This is a genomic window from Butyricimonas paravirosa (assembly GCF_032878955.1).
GTDB lineage: Bacteria > Bacteroidota > Bacteroidia > Bacteroidales > Marinifilaceae > Butyricimonas > Butyricimonas paravirosa.
The window spans coordinates 4,785,120-4,804,604 of record NZ_CP043839.1 but is presented as its reverse complement, the minus strand read 5'-3'; the positions used below and the strand labels follow the sequence as shown (position 1 = coordinate 4,804,604).

General features: G+C 45.5%; 18 protein-coding genes and 1 pseudogene. 4 read left to right on the top strand and 15 right to left on the bottom strand.

The window, feature by feature from the left end; genetic code table 11:
• Window positions 1-6 precede the first annotated feature (6 nt).
• Both F1644_RS19335 and F1644_RS19330 read right to left on the bottom strand, forming a co-directional pair.
• On the bottom strand, window positions 7-1,884 hold the full coding sequence (locus F1644_RS19335; protein ID WP_118304945.1) for a heavy metal translocating P-type ATPase: 1,878 nt from the start codon (window positions 1,882-1,884) through the stop codon (window positions 7-9).
• Between the two features lie 132 nt (window positions 1,885-2,016).
• Window positions 2,017-2,370, bottom strand: a complete 354-nt coding sequence (locus tag F1644_RS19330) for a winged helix-turn-helix transcriptional regulator (protein ID WP_118259671.1) — start codon at window positions 2,368-2,370, stop codon at window positions 2,017-2,019.
• Between the two features lie 165 nt (window positions 2,371-2,535).
• Here F1644_RS19330 and F1644_RS19325 point away from each other — a divergent pair, with 165 nt between their 5' ends.
• On the top strand, window positions 2,536-3,066 hold the full coding sequence (locus tag F1644_RS19325) for a DJ-1/PfpI family protein (RefSeq protein ID WP_087421835.1): 531 nt from the start codon (window positions 2,536-2,538) through the stop codon (window positions 3,064-3,066).
• 210 nt (window positions 3,067-3,276) lie between these two features.
• On the opposite strand, the gene F1644_RS19320 is transcribed toward F1644_RS19325, so the two are convergent.
• From F1644_RS19320 to F1644_RS19305, 4 genes are all read right to left on the bottom strand, one after another.
• Window positions 3,277-4,245, bottom strand: coding sequence for a DUF5106 domain-containing protein (locus F1644_RS19320; RefSeq protein WP_118304944.1), 969 nt, complete (start codon window positions 4,243-4,245; stop codon window positions 3,277-3,279).
• A 112-nt stretch (window positions 4,246-4,357) separates the two neighbouring features.
• Window positions 4,358-5,317, bottom strand: coding sequence for a helix-turn-helix domain-containing protein (locus tag F1644_RS19315; protein WP_168044421.1), 960 nt, complete (start codon window positions 5,315-5,317; stop codon window positions 4,358-4,360).
• A gap of 14 nt (window positions 5,318-5,331) precedes the next feature.
• A complete protein-coding gene (locus F1644_RS19310) occupies window positions 5,332-5,595 on the bottom strand; it encodes an HU family DNA-binding protein (protein WP_087421833.1) in 264 nt (87 codons plus the stop codon).
• A 351-nt stretch (window positions 5,596-5,946) separates the two neighbouring features.
• Window positions 5,947-6,915 carry a helix-turn-helix domain-containing protein gene (locus tag F1644_RS19305; RefSeq protein ID WP_118304943.1) on the bottom strand — a complete coding sequence of 323 codons (969 nt, stop codon included), beginning with the start codon at window positions 6,913-6,915 and terminating at the stop codon, window positions 5,947-5,949.
• Window positions 6,916-7,153: 238 nt separating this feature from the next.
• Between F1644_RS19305 and F1644_RS19300 the strand changes: the two genes are divergently transcribed.
• Window positions 7,154-7,738 carry a DUF3575 domain-containing protein gene (locus F1644_RS19300; RefSeq protein ID WP_118304972.1) on the top strand — a complete coding sequence of 195 codons (585 nt, stop codon included), beginning with the start codon at window positions 7,154-7,156 and terminating at the stop codon, window positions 7,736-7,738.
• Between the two features lie 8 nt (window positions 7,739-7,746).
• The gene (locus tag F1644_RS19295) at window positions 7,747-8,817 is read left to right on the top strand and encodes a DUF3868 domain-containing protein (RefSeq protein WP_118304942.1); all 1,071 of its coding nucleotides are present in this window, start codon (window positions 7,747-7,749) and stop codon (window positions 8,815-8,817) included.
• A 477-nt stretch (window positions 8,818-9,294) separates the two neighbouring features.
• On the opposite strand, the gene F1644_RS19290 is transcribed toward F1644_RS19295, so the two are convergent.
• The 7 genes from F1644_RS19290 to F1644_RS19260 form a co-directional block, all read right to left on the bottom strand.
• Window positions 9,295-10,065 carry an exodeoxyribonuclease III gene (locus F1644_RS19290; protein WP_118304941.1) on the bottom strand — a complete coding sequence of 257 codons (771 nt, stop codon included), beginning with the start codon at window positions 10,063-10,065 and terminating at the stop codon, window positions 9,295-9,297.
• A 94-nt stretch (window positions 10,066-10,159) separates the two neighbouring features.
• Window positions 10,160-10,849: a 2,3-diphosphoglycerate-dependent phosphoglycerate mutase gene (gene gpmA / locus F1644_RS19285; RefSeq protein WP_118259686.1), complete on the bottom strand. Its 690-nt coding sequence runs from the start codon at window positions 10,847-10,849 to the stop codon at window positions 10,160-10,162.
• 123 nt (window positions 10,850-10,972) lie between these two features.
• Window positions 10,973-11,866, bottom strand: a complete 894-nt coding sequence (locus tag F1644_RS19280; RefSeq protein ID WP_118304940.1) for a phospholipase A — start codon at window positions 11,864-11,866, stop codon at window positions 10,973-10,975.
• A gap of 3 nt (window positions 11,867-11,869) precedes the next feature.
• Complete coding sequence (locus F1644_RS19275) at window positions 11,870-12,118, bottom strand: GlsB/YeaQ/YmgE family stress response membrane protein (RefSeq protein ID WP_118304939.1); 249 nt, start codon at window positions 12,116-12,118, stop codon at window positions 11,870-11,872.
• A 129-nt stretch (window positions 12,119-12,247) separates the two neighbouring features.
• Window positions 12,248-13,282 (bottom strand): inorganic phosphate transporter, encoded by a 1,035-nt coding sequence (locus F1644_RS19270; protein WP_118304938.1) that lies wholly within the window; start codon window positions 13,280-13,282, stop codon window positions 12,248-12,250.
• Between the two features lie 5 nt (window positions 13,283-13,287).
• The gene (locus tag F1644_RS19265; RefSeq protein ID WP_087421825.1) at window positions 13,288-13,938 is read right to left on the bottom strand and encodes a DUF47 domain-containing protein; all 651 of its coding nucleotides are present in this window, start codon (window positions 13,936-13,938) and stop codon (window positions 13,288-13,290) included.
• 90 nt (window positions 13,939-14,028) lie between these two features.
• Window positions 14,029-15,027 (bottom strand): 4Fe-4S binding protein, encoded by a 999-nt coding sequence (locus F1644_RS19260; protein WP_118304937.1) that lies wholly within the window; start codon window positions 15,025-15,027, stop codon window positions 14,029-14,031.
• A 75-nt stretch (window positions 15,028-15,102) separates the two neighbouring features.
• On the opposite strand from F1644_RS19260, the gene F1644_RS19255 reads away from it, so the two are divergent.
• Entirely contained in the window at window positions 15,103-17,367 is a 2,265-nt protein-coding gene (locus F1644_RS19255; RefSeq protein WP_118304936.1) for a cation:proton antiporter, read from the top strand.
• 114 nt (window positions 17,368-17,481) lie between these two features.
• Here the strand turns inward: F1644_RS19255 and F1644_RS19250 are convergent, their stop codons facing one another.
• Window positions 17,482-17,937: a hypothetical protein gene (locus tag F1644_RS19250; RefSeq protein WP_087421822.1), complete on the bottom strand. Its 456-nt coding sequence runs from the start codon at window positions 17,935-17,937 to the stop codon at window positions 17,482-17,484.
• Between the two features lie 188 nt (window positions 17,938-18,125).
• Window positions 18,126-19,211, bottom strand: a pseudogene (locus tag F1644_RS19245) (DNA polymerase III subunit gamma/tau); the annotation flags it as partial.
• Window positions 19,212-19,485: the final 274 nt, after the last annotated feature.

Sequence of the window (19,485 nt, the reverse complement as noted above, 5' to 3'; positions counted from 1 at the left end):
AACACTCTATCTTGCTCGTTTCTGTATTCTTATCGCGTTCAAAATTGCCAACAAGGCTACCCCGACATCGGCAAACACGGCCTCCCACATGGTGGCGAGTCCCCCGGCTCCCAGTACCAACACGATCAGTTTTACCCCGAAAGCCAGCGTGATGTTCTGCCAGATGATCCGGCGGGTCTCTTTCCCGATCCGGATCGCCATGGCCAACCGACCGGGCTGATCCGTCTGGAGAACCACATCCGCGATCTCAATCGCAGCATCACTTCCCAAGCCCCCCATGGCAACTCCCACGTCGCTCAGGGCAAGCACCGGGGCATCATTAATCCCATCACCCACGAAAGCAACACGCCTTCCCGGATCGCTCTTCAATGCCTCCACGTGCGCCACCTTGTCCTCGGGCAACAAATCCCCGTAGGCCTCGTCCACGCCCAAATACCCTGCTAATTTAGAAACAATTGTTTGTTTATCTCCCGATAATATCTGAATATTATCAATATTTAATTTTTTTAATGCTGCAACGGCTTCTTTAGCATCTTCTTTCACGGTGTCCGCCAGCAACAAGTGACCGACGTACTCGCCATTTACCGCACACACGACAAGCGTTTCGGGAACCCCGGTCAGCTCGGACGGGAACGAGATCCCGTACTTCTCCAACAAACGAGTATTTCCCACCAGTACCTCCTGCCCATCAACGAGTGTCTTCAATCCGTAGCCTGCCAGCTCGGAGACCTCCACGTCACGCCGGATGGAGATTTGCCGGGATTTAGCATACTGCTCGACCGCCTTGGCTATCGGGTGATTGCTCCTGCTCTCGACAGAGGCAATTGTTCGCACAACCTCCTCTTCGGTAAAACCCTCCCGAACGTGTACTTGCTGCACCTCGAACACACCCTTCGTCAACGTCCCGGTCTTATCGAATACAACCGTGTTAATCTTCGTGATTGCATCCAAGTAGTTTCCCCCTTTAAAGAGAATTCCCTGCCGGGATGCCGCCCCGATTCCCCCGAAATACCCCAGCGGGATACTGACCACCAGCGCGCACGGGCAGGATATTACCAGGAACACGAGCGCCCGATACAACCAATCATTCAGCACGAAAGAGAAATCCGGTTGTACCCACGACACGATCCAAGGAACCAGCACGATCAACACGGCCAACCCCGTGACCACGGGCGTGTAGATCCGGGCAAACTTCCGGATAAAAAGTTCCGCAGGAGCTTTACGCTCGGAGGCGTTCTGTACCATTTCCAGAATCCGGGCCAGAGCACTCTGATCATAGGGCTTCGTCACCTTCACCCGCACAACCCGGTCGGTCACGATCATCCCCGCCAGCACATCCTCTCCCGCGCGGATGTTCCGAGGCACGCTCTCCCCGGTCAAAGCCGCCGTGTTAAAAGCCGCCACGTCACCCAGCATGATCCCGTCCAAGGGTACCCGTTCCCCCACCTTGATCTCGATGATCTCCCCGACACGAACTTGTTCCGGTTTCTCGATCTTTTCTTGCCCGTCACGAATAACCGTTGCCTGCTCCGGACGTACATCAAGTAAAGCCCGGATATTCGAACGGGCCCGGCTCACCGCACTATCTTGGAATTTCTCACCGATGGAATAAAATAACATCACGGCCACGCCTTCCGGGTACTCTCCAATATAAAAGGCCCCGATGGCTGCCAGTGACATCAACATGAATTCGTTAAAGTATTCCTTTTCCCGCAAGCACTCCACGGCCTCTTTCAACACGGGAAACCCTACCGGAATAAAAGCGACCAAATACCATACAAATCGCACGATTTCCGTCTGAAACCAAGCGACATTCCCCCAAGATAAACCGATTCCGCAAAGCAGCAACCCGAAGGAAATCAATTCTGCACTATATTTTTTCATCATTCTACTGTTTTAATTTTCCGTAAAATTACGATTCATTTCGTGCAACTAAATTGCAAAAAACAGAACGCACATGAACATGATCCCAGATCATCCCACATGCGTTCCTCCGAGCTGACACTCCATAGTTGATTATTTGGCCATCACTTCCCGATGTTTCATGATTTCACCCATGTGTTCCAATGCCCAATCCACCAGCATCTGCACCCGCGGCATCAAGCTTTCACCCAGCTCCGTGAGCCGATATTCCACCCGCGGCGGCACCTCGGCATATACCTTTCTCGAAATTAACCCGTCGGCCTCCAACGTCCGCAAGGTGACCGTCAGCATACGCTGGGATATGTCGGCAATCGCTTTATGAACATCACAGAATCGCATGGTTCCGTTCGCATTCAACGTCACGAGGACGAGCATTGACCATTTGTCACCCAAGCGACTCAAAACATCACGAATGGGACAATTATCGTTCGTGTAAAAATTTTCCATTTTTTTCTTCCCTATATATGGTTTAGTATCAACAATAGTTATCTCCGTGTAACTATCTTATCTATAAGTTCGTTCTTGTTTATGCAAATCAAATAGCTTACATTTGCTAAACAAAAGTAATAAACTTACTTTAAAGAACTATTGTTTAACTAAAAAAATTTACCCATGGCAAAAAAAGTAGCCGTATTGGCAGTTAACCCGGTAAACGGGTTCGGTTTGTTCCAGTATCTGGAAACATTTTTCGAAAATGGCATTTCCTATAAAGTATTTGCAGTGGCAGAAACGAAAGAAATCAAGACGAATTCCGGCATTGCCCTCGTGGCTGATGACGTGATTGCTCACTTGAAAGGACACGAGGACGAGTTCGACGCTCTTGTATTCGGCTGTGGTGACGCTGTACCTAAATTCGGGGAAAACGCCGGAAAGCCTTACAACCAAGATATGTTGGCCGTGATCAAAGCTTTCGGGGAGAAGGGTAAAATCATGATCGGCCACTGCGCCGCTGCCATGATGTTCGACTCCGTGGGCATCGCCACCGGAAAGAAAGTAGCCGTTCATCCTCTTGCCAAACCGGCCATCCAACATGCAAAAGCCTCCGACGAGAAATCCGAGATCGACGGCAATTTCTACACCGCTCAAACGGAAAACACGATCTGGACCATGATGCCGGAAGTGATTGCGGCGCTGAAGGAATAAAAAGTTTATAAGGTTTATAAAGGGGTTGTCCAAAAAGTCATTTTTCAAACTCCCTCCCCCCTGCGGGGTACTCCCTCTATAAACAGAGGGAGAGTTGAAATACTCCCTGTCTTCGGGGAATGTCACCAGCTCCTCCTCTGTTTATAGAGGAGGTGGCACGAAGTGACGGAGGAGTTTGATGGAAATAAAATGACTTTTTAAACAGCCCCTTTATAACCTCTCCCCCAAATAGGTCTCAATTACCCGGAAGGGAGCATCCTTCAACAAAACCCGTTTCTCTCGATCCAACAAATAGAATGTCGGGATCGCCCGCAAATCATAGAGGCGTTCCTTCGTGATCACTTGACCGTCATCATAAGTACACATCCATTCTTTCGGTTGTTCCGGCAACATTCGCCGCCATACCTCCAGCTCGGGATCAGGGAATACAGATAAGAATACCAGTTTCTTCCGGTTACCCTGTACTTTGGTATTCAACAAGTTCTTCACCACCCCGGATGCTTCCACCTCGGCCTTAATGGCCCGGCAGGCATTACAATCGGGATTATTGAAGAAGAGAATCGTGTAATCCGCGTTTATGCCCGACAACTTCCCTTTCTTCCCGGAAGGTAATGTATAGGTGAAATCGGTTGCCGGATTCCCCACCCGATTCTTTAGCGCCATCTCCAGCCGAAAAGCGGGACGCATTTTATCTATCTCTCCCACCCGTTCGGAATTCACGATATATCTCAGCACGGGAATATAAAGTTCCTCGTTCAACATCGGGGAATTCGGGTTATAAAGATATTTATCATACAACACCGTAAAATAGGCAAACATCAGCGTATCAGCCGATAATGCCTTATCCAACATCCCGGAAATCTCTTTCTCGGCATCGGTATACGAGACATAAGGCAACACCTGCAAGAAATCCACGAAAGCCTGTTCCGTGATCTCTGGCATCCGGATCAAAGAAGTATCGGCAAAATTAAACTTATCCCAGTAATGAGTCACCAAGTATTTCGCCCGCTCCCGCTGGTCGGTATAAACAGGTGGAATTTCCGGTGCCTGAAATGATTTGATTTCTGTATTTTTAGGTTCCTCTTTTCCCTGTTTTTTAGGGGAAGAAGAACAAGCGGAGATTACTAGCGATAAACACGCGACAGTAATCCAAACCCGAACGATCCTACTCTTACTCATAATTTAATCTTTCATTTTCCTACACAAAGATACATTTTTATCCGAAAAACGAGGAACAAAAAAAGAATCCGGGAGTCACCCCGGATTCCATCCTAAAATTTACACGTTCACACTATAACGCGTCTACTACTTTCTTTTGCTCATTAAAAAACATCATCCGTTGAATCTCTCCACTTTGCGAAATCAGCGTGGAATGTCTCTTCAACGAATGAATCCATTTCTTTTGATAATCACATATTTTACTATCTCGCGAATCCATCGAGTTGATCGAATAAACCCGCAAAAAACATATCTGAAACCCGACCTTCTCCACGTAGCTATACGTTGCTTCAAAATTCACGTTAGAGAGATAAACCGACAAGGCGTTCCCATTGTGAAACGATCCTTTTTCAGACAATATTTCCAACTCGCGTAAAAGCTGGTGTAACTCCTTTTTCATGTTTTGCACGTCGTTCGTCGAAACCAGTCCCAATTCAGAGAAATACTTGATCTCTTTAACAAACGAACCGAAGAGATTTTCATCCAGTATAAAACAAGTCCTTCTGACAAGCCTTAAATCTTCAATTAATTCTTTCTGAACTTTTACTAATTTTTCCGGAAGAACGATGTCGGACAAGGACGCGGGAGTTCTCAAGCGTTCGTTCTGATATAACCACCTGCCAATCCGGAATTTTGACAAATGTTCGTAAGGGGCGTAAAATGTATAAGGAATCGTGTTCGACGCGGTCACTATCTCCGTTGTCGAGTCCGTCTTCACATAACGAAAAAGTTTCTGATAGCGCACCAGAATATCGTAATAGTTATCCATCGGATCCGCTGGATTGAGCACGTTCAAGTCGAACATCGCCCCACCGGACATACTGTTACCAATAATCTTATCCAACGATATGCCCAGCTGACTGGCGATGATCGCAACTTCGCTGAACGTAAAAGCAACCTCACCCCTTAATCTCCGGTAAATCGCCTCCTTACTCATGCACAAAATATCCATAAGGACATTAGCAAGATTACCCTCTTTAGGGGTAACCTCGCGCATCGTGCTGATTAATTCATTTACCACGGCATTCTTCATAGGGGTATTATTCCTTAATCAAAAAAGTATTTACCTATAGAAAATTTAACTACTTTCTTAGCCGGAATCACCATGTTTTCCTTGCTATTCGGGTTATAACCGTTACGTTCTTTACGTTCTCTGATAGCGAAAGATCCTAATTCTAACAAGGATATTTTTTCACCTTTTTTTAACGTCTCAGCCATGGTTCCGATTACAGCGTTTACAGCCTTAGCTGCTTCTACTTTACTGGTTCCGTTTTTCTCGGCCACTTTTTCAATTAATTCTCGTTTGTTCATTGTAAATGGTTTTTAATTAATAAATAGAGTTTATTGCCACATATCACGAAACCGCGTCCGGTGATTACTCACCCGACGCGGTTCGATTCTAATTGTATTTTTGTCTCATTGATTCGCACGTTTAAAATTCATACTATACAAGTGGCATCTCGCTCACTCAACAGTACAAATATGAAGTATATTCTTCACAATTCTGTGCTACATTCAGGGTATCAACGATATACTAACTTTCTAATATCGTACTATGTTTTACATTTTAATTTATTTTGTGCAACAAACAATTCTAATCCCCGATCATCATTTCACTAATCGAAACGGAGACAAAAACACTCTTTCAAAAATTGAACCAGCCTAAACACACAATCCCTCGACGATTTCCCGCTGCGTTTTAAAGAATTTGATACGTTGCATTTCCCCACTCTGGGATATCAAGGTTGAAAATTTCTTCAACGAATGAATCCATTCTTTCACACTGTTAAAAACTTGCTCGTCACGCGTCGCGAAAGAGTTGATCGCGAAAACCCGAACCAAACTGATATGGTAGGCAGGAGACGCTATATAACTATAGGTAGCCTCGAAGTTTATATTAGATATATATATACATACCTCCTGTCCCGTTCTGAACGTCCCTCTCGTGGCAATCTCTTCCAACTCATCGAGCAACTGGAGTAATTCCTTTTTCAGTTTCTGAACATATTCCTGAGAGATCAAATGCACACTGGCAAAATACTTGATATCATTGATCAGGTAAATGAACAATTTATCATCCCATATATACTCCGTGTGCTGGAACTCCTGAGATTCCCGCACGAACTCCCGCTGCTTTTCCAACAATTTGTCTACGATCTCTATATCCTCGAAATGTTTATCTATATCAATCTTTTCAAATTGATATATCCATTTAAACATCCGGAATTTAGACAAGAGTTCATATTTTAAATAAAAAGTCTGAGGAATCATATTCGAGGAAGTACAAAGCTCCGAGGCGGGATCATGGTTCAAGTCCCGGAAAATTTTCACGTAATTGTCCACGATAGAGTAATAGGTCTCCAACGGATCGGTCTGACGTATAATATTCAGATCAAATATAGCATTCGAATCCACGTTCGTCCCAGCCAGCTTATCCAGCGACACTCCCATTTTCTGGGAGATCGCGGCAGCCTCTGCCAACGTGAAGGGCACTTCCCCTCGTAATCTACGATACACGGCCTCTTTACCTAAATATAACATATCTATTAGCGTATTCGCCAAATTAGTACCATTCGGTAATTTTTCATTCATAGCTTTGATTAACTCGCTATTGTAATTATAAGTTGTCATGATTTGAGTTTTGATTAATACAACTATTTGATTTATTATACGAGTCTGTATTTATTTCTGTTGCGAAATACGAAATAAATATCTTACAAATTTAATAAAAATCTCGGAAAACAAGTCAAAATAAAAATGTAATTCCTTCATTAGAAAAGATTTACTTCTAAAATACACCTTTATGGTCACCAATCCAAACGTTTCATCAGATACTTTTGTAATAACAAAAAACAAAGCAAGCAGGGATATGATGAGGAAAGTAATAATCGTAGCAGGTCTGATTCTATTTATGGTGATAGGCAGATCTCACGGACAAGAAAAAAAGTTTTACGACGCTCCTCTAGTCGGAGTGAAAACAAATGCCCTTTACTGGTTGACGACCACCATTAACGTCGGGGCTGAAATCGGACTGGGGCGCAAAACGACGGTGGATTTACTAGGGACTTACAATCCTTGGAGTTTTGGAGATAATAAAAAAGTAAAGCATTGGTTGATACAACCGGAGTTTCGCTACTGGACCTGCGAACGCTTCAACGGCCATTTTTGGGGACTACACGCTTTTTACGGCGAGTTCAACATGGGAGGAATCAAGATGCTGGGAATGAGGAAATACCGTTACGAGGGGACTCTTTACGGGGCCGGAATTGCATACGGTCACCAATGGATTCTCGGGAAACGATGGAACTTAGAAGCTACGATCGGGGTAGGCTATGCACGTATCGAATACGACAAGTATGAATACCAAACCTGTGGACCATATATTAAAAAGGGTACGAAAGATTATATCGGCCCCACGAAAATAGGGATCAATTTTATATATATTATAAAATAAGTAAGGTGATGAAAAGAGCGTTTATATATACTATATTCTTGTTGACTGCCGGGCTGTTCTTCACGGAACTCAAGGCTCAAGAAGTATATTTGGGAGAGGTGAAAATTATACAAAATCGTTTCGAGCAACGGGGAGACAGCGTTTATATCGAGATGAACGTGAACTTGAACGGTTTACCCGTGCATAAAAACCAATCTTTCATCCTGACCCCGGTGGTTGAAACTGAAAAAGCATCCGAGGAACTCCCGTCCATCGTGATTAACGGGAAAAGACGGGAAAAAGCCTATCAACGGGCGCTGGCTTTCAATCACGGACACCCCCCTTTCCCGATTTACACGACGGTTATCGTTAATCAATGGAGCCGGGAGAGAATTGCCTATAACGTGGTTGTTCCTTATGAGACGTGGATGAAGGACGCTAAACTGAATTTACGGGAGAACTTCTGTGAATGTGGTGGGGAAAAACGACTGATTTCCATCAAGATGCTAGCGCAGACTATCAAGCTGGAAAACCAAGAGGAAACAACCGTGAAGATAGTTTCTATCGAAAAGGAAGAAGACGAGAAAAACATATATTACAAGGAAGGTTCAGCATACCTGGACTTCCCGCTAAACCAAACTTACATTCTCCCCGATTTCAGAAGAAATCAGAAGGAGCTGGACAAAATCAGGGTAACGCTAGATTCTATCACGAGCAACCCCGACTACGAGATCACGGGAATTTACCTCACCGGCTATGCGTCACCAGAGGGATCATACGCGCAGAACGAGGTGTTATCCAGAGATCGCACGAGAGCGCTGAGGAATTACTTGCTCCGCAGGTATTCATTCCCGGAAAACCTTTACCACGTGGATTGGCGAGGGGAAGACTGGATCGGATTAAAGAGATTAATTCTCCTGTACGGGATGCCAAATGAAGAGCAAGTACTCTCGATTATGGAAAACTACAGCGTGTTCGAGGGAAGAGAGAAGCGCCTCATGGATTTGAACAACGGGAAACCATACAGGTACATGATGAAACATTTCTTCCCGGAATTGAGACGAGTGGATTACAAGATCACGTACAAGGTGATTAAATAAAGAAATTAAAACTATGACTAAACCAGACTAAAAATAATTCCTGAATGCCCCCCGGTATAACAAACGCCGATCCCCACATACACCTCTTACCGGGGGCATTCTTCTAAAAAATTAAAAGGCTATCCTTGAATGTCCCCGGTTGTAACAAACGCCGATCCTCACATACACCTTCTTAACCGGGGCATTCTTCTAAAAAATTAAAGGGCTATCCTTGAATGCCCCCCGGTTGTAACAAACGCCGATCCTCACATACACCTTCTTAACCGGGGGCATTCTTCTAAAAAAATTAAAGGGCTATCCTTGAATACCCTTCGGTTGTAACAAACGCCGATCCTCACATACACCTTCTTAACCAAGGGTATTCATTTACAAGGGCTGATCATTGATCAGCCCTTTTTTCATTCATTCCCAACTCTAAACTTTTAGCTTTTAGTTTTTAGCTTTTAGTTTTTAGTTTTTAGCTTTTAACTTTAAACTTTAAACCTCCCCTATCACCAGCACGCAAGGACAATGATCCGAGTGATGCACTTCCGGCAAAATATAAGCATCTTGCAGCCGGGATTTAAGACTTTCGCTCGCCATACAGTAATCAATACGCCATCCCTTGTTATTTGCCCGGGCGTTAAACCGGTAACTCCACCAAGAATACTTCCCGGCCTCTTCGGGGTGGAAGTAACGGAACGTGTCGATAAAACCGGTATCAATAAATCCCCCGATCCATTCCCGTTCTTCCGGTAAGAACCCGCTATTCGTGGCATTCCGCACCGGATCGTGAATATCTATCGGCCGGTGACATATATTGTAGTCCCCGCACAAGATCAGATTCGGCCGTACCTTTTTCAGCTCCCCGATATAATGCTGAAAATCCTCTAACCATTTCATCTTAAATGCCTGCCGTTCGTCGCCGGTAGTCCCGGACGGATGGTACACGCTCACGACAGAAAGATCACCGTAATCGGCACGGATAAAACGCCCCTCGTCATCATAAGCCGGAATACCCATCCCGTACTCCACGTGGTCGGGCGCCACCCGGGTCAGGATGGCAACCCCACTATACCCCTTTTTCTTGGCTGAAAAAAAGTACGACTTGTAACCTAACGCCTCGAATTCCAGTGTAGGTATCTGATCCGGCTGAGCCTTCGTTTCCTGTAAACACACGACATCCGGCTGTTCTTCCTCCAGCCATTGTGTAAAACCTTTGGACAAAGCGGCCCGTAACCCATTCACGTTATAAGTTATAATTTTCATACGATTCATTTTACAATTTGCCTCAAACTTACAAAAAAGAAGTGAACCCCAAAAGCCGGGTATTACTTTTAGGGTTCACTTCACACGTGGAAATCTATTCCAGATATTTACGAGATAAGGGATGCAATTGCTCATCCAGCTCATACAATTGGGGAATACCCGTCGGTATCTCCAACTTGACGATCTCCTCGTCGCTAATATCATCCAGATATTTGATCAACGCCCGCAGGCTATTCCCGTGGGCCGTTACCAGAACCGTCTTCCCTGAAAGCAACGAAGGTGCGATATAATCCTGCCAGAACGGGAGGACCCGCGTGATCGTCAATGCCAATGATTCCCCCAAAGGAAGAACGGCCGGATCAACATCCCTGTACTTATCCTCGAAAACGGCACAACGAGAATCATCCGGCTCCAACAATGGTGGTGTCACATCAAAACTCCTTCGCCATATATGCACCTGCTCCTCCCCGTATTTCTTTGCCGTCTCCGCTTTATTTAATCCCTGTAATGCCCCGTAATGTCGCTCGTTCAAACGCCAGTGATGAACTTCGGGTACCCACACCCGATCGGCAACTTCTGCCAAAATATGCTGCGTACGAATCGCACGTTTCAACACGGAAGAATAAGCTACATCAAAGAAAAGATCATGTTTCTTAATTAGCTCTCCCGCCCGGCGTGCTTCCTGTTCGCCCCGTTCACTCAGGTCGACATCCGTCCACCCGGTAAACCTGTTTTCCTTGTTCCAGACACTTTCCCCATGCCGTACCAATATTAACTTGTACATAACGCTTTTATTATTTAATTGTTAATAGAGTATACGAAAACGGGAAGAAAAAGTTGGAAAAGCGTGGGCTTGTGAGTGGAAATCTAAAATTTAAAATCTAAAATCAGTAAGGACTTTATGAACTTAGTAGTAATTTCTCAAAACCGGCTTGATACAAATACCCACTCGCACCATTGACACGTAACGATCGTATTCCAGAAGATTCTCCGCGTACCCGTTATAGTATTGTAAAAAGAAATACTCGTTAGCTTTCGGTGAAGGCTTGAAATTGATCTCCAACGTTGTGTTCATGTTAATAAACTTCCGGCGGGGATTAATCACGGCCGAACACCATAGACGCTCGTCTGCACTCTGGTAGTTAAACGCCATGAATCCGTAGCCTTTATACTTCAACAAATCGGGATTTCCTTCTTTATCGACCCATCCAGCCCATAATTTCATCTGGGCAGAAAAACGGTAATCAATAAACCACGAACCCGAAAGAGAGATGTAATTCCAACTGCGAGAGGCCAGCGAATCCCGGCCGTTCGACTCGTGTTCAAAGGAAAGAACCGCTATTCCCATCAGTTGCTTACGATAGATCAACGCTTTACTCAAACTAAGCCCCGGATTAAAATTATTATCCAGAAACGGACTGGACTTCCCGTAAATATCCCAGAACGAACGCTGCGTGTAAGTTAAATACAAGAAGGTCTTGAAAGGCAAGATACTTTTTGTCAGACGTTGCCGGATACTGATCTGAAACTTGGCATCCGCACTGTGCTTGTCAATCTTCCGGTTCGTAGGCACCCCCGTAACGAAATAATTATCCCGGAAAATGCCAAAACTCGGCGTGTTATCAAACAACTCCAACGCAGTCTTCTCATCAACAACCACGGAACCGCCTTTTTTCTGCTTGCTGATCTCCTCCCGTTCCTGCAATATCCTCTTCTCCTCGTCTGTCTGGGCTTGCAACACCAAGGGCGTAAACACGCAAAAGCATAAAAGTATATAAATACCTCGGACCTTCTCTTTCATTATCTACGAATTTCTTTTACTGAACAACGAAACAATCGCCAGCAAAACAATCGCCCCCACGGTCGCCGTGATCAAACTCCCGATAACACCCGTTGTCCATATTCCCATGATGCCGAAAAGCCAGCCTCCCAACACGCCACCAATGATTCCCACAATCAGGTTCACCAACAAACCCATTCCACCTCCCCGGACAATTTTTCCTGCCAGATACCCGGCAAAAATACCAATCAAAATATACCATATAAACATCATAACTTATAAAATTTAGGTTAATCTATCTATTTAAACTTGATAGAGCCCCAAAAAGTTATGATATTATGCATAAAAAAGTTCATAAAGTAGAACCTTATGAACTTTATAGACTTTACGAACTTTATAGACCTACTCCGGCAAGGTCAGGAACAACCCCATCACCCAGTAAACAAGACCGGACATCACGATGGTTGCCGGAATCGTAAGAATCCAAGCAGCCACTATATTCGTGGCCGTAGCCCACCGAACAGAAGCAACCCCTTTCGTGATTCCAACCCCGATAATAGAGCCGGTAATCGTGTGAGTCGTACTCACGGGAATCCCCAACACAGCTGTTCCCATCAATGTTAAAGCTCCCGATGTCTCGGCACAGAATCCCTGCACGGGTTTCAACCGGGCCAGCCCGTCGCCCAAAGTCTTGATCACCTTCTTTCCCCCGATAATCGTACCTAAAGCGATCACCGAGTAGCAAGTAACAATCAACCAAGCGGGGACATGAAACTCTCCTGTATTTTCGTACAAATAATCACTCACGAAAGTATTACTTCCTGCAACACTATATAACAAGATGGCAATGATACCCATCGTTTTTTGCGCGTCGTTAGCACCATGTCCCAAACTGAATATAGCAGAAGAAAACAACTGCAATCCCTTAAATAACCCTTCCACTTTCATCGGGTGTTTTTTATGAAACACGAACATCGTGAGACACATCATGAAGAATCCCAGTATCATACCGATCAAAGGGGACAGCACGATAAAGATGGCAATCTTGAATATCCCGGAAGCAACCAGAGCGTCGCCCCCGAACGTGAACCATACCGGACCGATCAATCCCCCGATCAAAGCGTGGGACACACTGATCGGCATACCGAAATGAGTACACAACCAAACCCAGATCACCGAACCGATCAAAGCCGCCAAAATAAGATATTCATTGATTTTCGAGGGATCCACGATTCCTTCGCCCATCGTGTGAGCCACGCTCACCCCAAAAATAAAGATAGCGGCAAAGTTCCAGAATGCTGCCCAGCAAACAGCCATCGTGGGAGAAAACACACGTGTCGCCACGATCGTAGCGATCGAATTGGCCGCATCATTCATTCCGTTCAAAAAGTCGAAAAGAAGAGCGATCACAATAGCTAAAAGAACGATTGTCAACATAGCGATCAGGCAAATTTAATAATAATACCTCGCACAATATCCCCCACGTCCTTTGCCCGGTCGGTAGCGTCTTCCAACACCTGACCGATATTCTTAAGTTTCACGAGTTCGATAGCGTCCTTCTCGTTCGCAAACACATCACTCATAAATTGTTCATACAAATCATCCACGTCATGCTCGATCTGTTTGATACGAACACATTTCTCGTTAATCTCCTGCGGTTTTTTCTGGATATACTCCAATCCATTCATAATATCCTTCAAGATACGAGCATCTTCCACGATACATTGCCCCATCGCAATCAACAACTGGTTCACACTCTTCGGACGGTACATCAACATTCGTTTCGCGGCATCGTGAATAAAATCAAGGAACGTGTCCATACGGCCACTCAACAGATTAATATCCTCACGATCGAAAGGGGTAACAAACGTCTTGTTCAATTCCTCGTACAACTTAGCGGTGATCATATCTCCACTATGCTCGAACTCCTTGATGTCCTTGTACAGCGCTTTCTGTTTTTCAGGGTCTTGCTCTTGTAATAACTCCACCAAAAGTTTGGCTGCTGCCTCTATATTAGCGGCTTGTTCGATATACAAAGGGTAAAACTTTTTTTCCTTTACCACAAATAATTGAAGAAATCGGTCTATTTTCATATTTTTTATTGATTAGCACACAAATGTAGTATCCCTACGCGGATATGCACGTTAAAAAAAACAAAATATGCAATCTTTTTTTCCACATATTTACACCCGGGCAATAGAAAGGAAACACGTGAAAAGTACCAGTGTAGTCCCCAACCAAAGGCGTTCCGCCAATATAGGAGAGATTCCCCAAAAATGATACTCCAAGGCATCATGACCGCATCCCGCGAGACAATCTCCGCACAAAGTACAGTTGATTGCCGGACGCCCTTTCAGCACGTCTGCTTTCGACAGAGCCCCATACCGACACACCCGCGTACAAGCCATGCAATGCCGGCAACGATCGTTCAGACGCAACCGCCATGGAGACACGTGTTTCAAGTACATGACCAACGTCCCCGCCGGACAATAGGAGGAGCAATGCATGGCAACATGACGCCTTTTAGACACGAACCCAATAACCATGATTCCCACCATCCCGGCAAAAGCCGCAATCCCCGTGGAGTAAATCACCGGAACCCCGAAACCTCTCAACGCGGAAGCAACACCTATAAATACAAACAATACCGTCCAACGCGTTCGGGACCTCGTTTTAGAAGAAGGGACCTCCCGTTTTCCATTTTTTCCCGCTGCCAGACTATCCCACGCCCCGAAATAACAGAGCTGGCTGCACCACGCACCCCCGGACAATAGAATCGTTACGAGAAACAAAAACGGCATGAATGAAACCTCTCCCCGGTAAAATACTCCCGCCGGAATCAGTCCGGGTATGGGGAAATGAAGTTTTCCCGACATCAGAAACACACTATCCACGAAAATCCCTAAAAATAACTGACTAAAGAACACGATCGAGAAGAGTAGCCAAATACGCCTCCGCCACACGCCTCGTCGTTTCCGGTCGAACATCTGCAAATATAGCCATCCACCGAAAAGAGCTACCAGCACAATTTGAACCCATCCTCCACCCGGCAACAATCTCTCCCCCAACAGCAACGGTGGTTTCACGACAACCTGTACCACGGAAAGCAACATTCCCGCGACAATCGTCGTGAGTATCGCCCCCAACACGGCCCCTTTTTGAATGTTGATTTTTTTTCTCATATCCACACAAAGATAATTGATATTTATTCATCCAAATCAAAAATCATTAACTTTGCTCCCGCAAAAATAAACATCATGTCAGACATTCCTGTCCTAATATCGGATTTGGCGATTATCTTATTTTCCGCCGGATTGATAACCATCCTCTTTAAATGGCTAAAACAACCTGTCGTGCTGGGCTATATCATGGCAGGTATTATCGCGGGCCCCTACACGTTTGGCGGCCCCATGATCATGGATGCCGAGAATATTCATATCTGGGCTGACATCGGGGTCATTTTCCTCCTGTTTGCCTTGGGACTTGATTTTAGTTTCAAGAAACTCATGAACATCGGGGGAACCGCCATGATCAGCGCCCTCACCATCGTGGGTGCCATGATGATGTTGGGTTACATCACCGGGCTGTCACTCGGATGGGGACACATGAATAGCCTCTTTCTCGGGGGAATGCTCTCGATGTCATCCACCACTATCATTTTCAAGGCGTTTGACGACATGGGGCTCCGTAATCAGCGTTTCGCAGGAGTCGTCTTCGGAATTCTTGTCGTGGAAGATCTCTTCGCCGTAGTCCTCATGGTATTACTTTCCACGCTGGCCGTCAGTAAACATTTTGAAGGTATGGAAATGGTCGACAGCATCCTTAAACTCATCGCCTTCCTCGTTTTCTGGTCTATTACCGGGATATTCCTCATCCCGACCTTCCTGAAAAAAACGAAACAATGGCTCAACGGGGAAACATTATTAGTCGTGTCACTCGGACTCTGTCTCGGCATGGTTCTACTTGCCGTGAAAGCCGGTTTTTCCTCCGCACTGGGGGCTTTTGTCATGGGGTCCATCCTGGCGGAAACCATCGAGGCCGAAAACATCGAACACCTCATTAAACCCGTGAAAGATCTCTTCGGGGCGATCTTTTTCGTCTCGGTCGGGATGATGATCGATCCCGCCATGCTCGTCGAGTACTGGTTCCCGATATTACTGATCACCGCAGTCGTCATGGTCGGACAAATCACGTTTGCCGCATCCGGTGTACTCCTGTCCGGGCAAAGCCTCCGGATTGCCATCCAATCGGGATTCTCGTTAGCACAGATTGGAGAATTTGCTTTTATTATCGCAAGTCTAGGTATGACCCTGCACGTGACGGACAAATTTCTCTACCCCATAGTGGTTACCGTCTCCGTCATCACCACCTTTTTCACCCCCTACATGATTCGCTTGGCAGACCCCGCCTACCAGTTCGTGACCAAACACCTACCGACCCCTTGGATTCATTTCCTTGACAGGTATAGCACGGGAACGAACACGATCCACCATAAAAGCACATGGCACCAACTACTGAAAGCGTTATGTCGCATAGTGATCACCTACACCATCCTGTCGGTCTTCACCATAGCTCTTTTCCTACAATACCTGACCCCGTTAATCCGCAAGGAACTTCCTGGCATACAGGGTGGCCTTGTTAGCGCCGTTGCCATCCTGCTACTTATCTCCCCCTTCCTACGGGCGATCATGATGAAAAAGAACCATTCGGAAGAATTCCAACAATTATGGAGTGATAGTAAATACAACCGGGGACCACTCGTATCCCTCATCGTTCTACGGGTAGCACTCTGCATCGGGATCGTGATGTTCGTCATATCCAGCCTCGTGAACGTCGCTGCCGGCCTTCTGCTGGTGATCGCCACCGCAGTCATCCTGTTCTTCATCTATTCCAAACGGTTAAAAAAATACTCTATACAACTGGAACGTCGTTTCCTGCGTAACTTCACGGCCCGACAAAAGGAACAAGAACGCAAGTCTCCCATCAAACAACGTTTTGTCAAACATTTACTTGACCGGGATCTCCACCTCGCTGACTTCGAAGTGTCGCAATCCTCTCCCAGCGTCGGCAAAACGCTAAAGGAATTGAATTTCCGCCAGACCTGTGGGGTCAGCGTGGTAACAATCATCCGGGGAGAAGAACGAATAAACATTCCCGGTGGGGAAGAACGCCTGTATCCTTTCGACCATATCATCGTGGCCGCCACGGACAAAGAAATTAACGTCTTCCGTGAGTTTGTCGAAAACCGCGTAGAAAAACGGAAACACGAACTTGAACAACAGCGTCCCCCGGAAGTCAGCTTGGAACAATTCACCATTGAGGCCGACACACCACTCGTGGGACACACCATCCGGGAATCCGGCATCCGTGATAAAGCCGCCTGTCTCGTCATCGGCATCGAACGCAACGGCACCTCCACCATGAACCCCACCCCGGACACAACCTTCGAGGCCGGTGACGTGGTTTGGATCGTCGGTGAAAAAGACAAATTGCTCCATCTCGCCGCAGGAGAAACTATTTAACAATTGAAAATGAAGAAAAGTTTAAAGCTTAGAATTTAGTATGGAATCAAAAGGCATCGTCCCACCCCGTGCGACTGGAAATTTAAAATCTAAAATCTAAAATTTAAAATTACATCATTCTATCTCCAACCCGAACAAGGCTTTCAACTCACTCACGGCTGGATTGATCTCGACAAAATGATCGAATTTATCCTTAGCCGTGAAAAGCCGTCTTTTCTCCTCGCCATTTTCCGGTTCCGTGTAAACTTGAACATTCAGGGTAATAAAACCGTTATTCAGTCTTTTGGTAAGGAAGGAGAGCAAGTAAGGATGTATATCCGTCACCTTGGACAATAAAAAGTCATTATCAACCTCAAGCGTGATGACAAACCCTTGTACTTTGGGTGTGTGAGAAGTCAAGGCAATCTTAACGGTCGTATCTTCCTGCGAAGTTGCGACGTAAGTTTCCAACGCGGAAATCACATCCGCCACCGTAAATTCGCTTTGTGCTTTTACCCGGTTATCCTCAACCTTTGCACCTCCCTCTTCCTGCCGGACCTGCAAGCTCTCCCGGGTCTCCGCCATTGCCATTTTCAATTTAAATGAATGTGGCGGTTCTGCCTTATAAGTATTCGTTTTTCCGGCAGGGACAGAAGGCTTTTCCCCGGAAACCGGAGCCGTTGTCCCACCATCCGTTTGTTGGAATTTCCCATTAAAATCAGCTATCTTTAATAGCCCGGTAAATTCCTCTATGCTAAGACTTTTTTTTTTAGTTCATTAATTTGACATAACTTGATCAAGGTGAGTTCCACACATAAACGTTTCTCCACACGCATTTTATACTGCATCTCGCATTGCTCGATCACTTTCAAGGCATCAAATATGAATTCGGGAGTTACAGTTTTCGCTTGTTTCAAATAACGTTCCTTGATGGACGCACTCACCTCCAGCAATTGCACGGTGATTTCTTCTTTAGCAACCAATAAATCACGGAAATGACGTCCCAACCCGGAAACCAAGTTACCGGCATCAAAACCTTTCTCCATGATCTCGTTAAAAAGCAAGAATGTTTCGGCTACTTTACCATCGTGGAATAAATCTGTCAACTTAAAATAGTAATCGTAATCCAAGACGTTCAGATTCTCGATCACCTTATCATAGGTCAAATCCTTCCCGCAAAAACTCACCACTTGATCGAAGATCGACAAGGCGTCACGCATGGCCCCGTCGGCCTTCTGCGCGATCACGTTCAGTGCCTCTTCCTCGGCCTGTACACCTTCTTTGGCTGCAATTCGTTTCAGATGCTCGATCGTGTCGGGTACTTTTATCCGGTTAAAATCATAAATCTGACAACGTGACAAAATCGTCGGTAATATCTTATGCTTTTCGGTCGTTGCCAGAATAAAAATGGCATGGGCAGGCGGCTCTTCCAACGTTTTCAAGAAAGCGTTGAAAGCCGAGGCACTCAACATATGCACCTCATCAATAATATACACGCTGTATTTCCCCACCTGCGGTAATATCCGCACCTGATCAACCAGACCTCGAATATCATCCACGCTATTGTTAGAGGCAGCATCCAACTCGTGAATGTTCAACGAACGCCCGCTATTAAACGCCTTACACGACTCACACTCATTACAAGGTTCGGCATTCGGTTGTAGATTCATGCAATTAATCGTCTTGGCAAATATACGGGCACAGGTTGTCTTGCCCACCCCACGGGGGCCACAGAACAAATAAGCCTGAGCCAGTTGTTTATTAAGAATCGCATTCCTCAACGTGGATGTAATCGAGTGCTGCCCGATCACCGTGTCGAAACTTGCAGGTCTATATTTACGCGCCGAAACAATAAAATTCTCCATGATAATCTATTACAGGTTGTTACCCGGCACGAGTAAAAAATCGTACCGGATTACAAATTTACAAAGTAAAATGATTTATCACGCCACAAAACCTAATAATTTTTCTTATCACGCGAAACTATGTACGATTTAATGTGAATTCGATATAATCAAAACAAGGCTACTTTTATCACGATATCAATATTATTCAAATAAATATATCAGGAGATGCATCCCTTCTCCCAGCCCTTTACCGGGGATATAATGACCCGCAATATTATTCTTGAACGTGAAT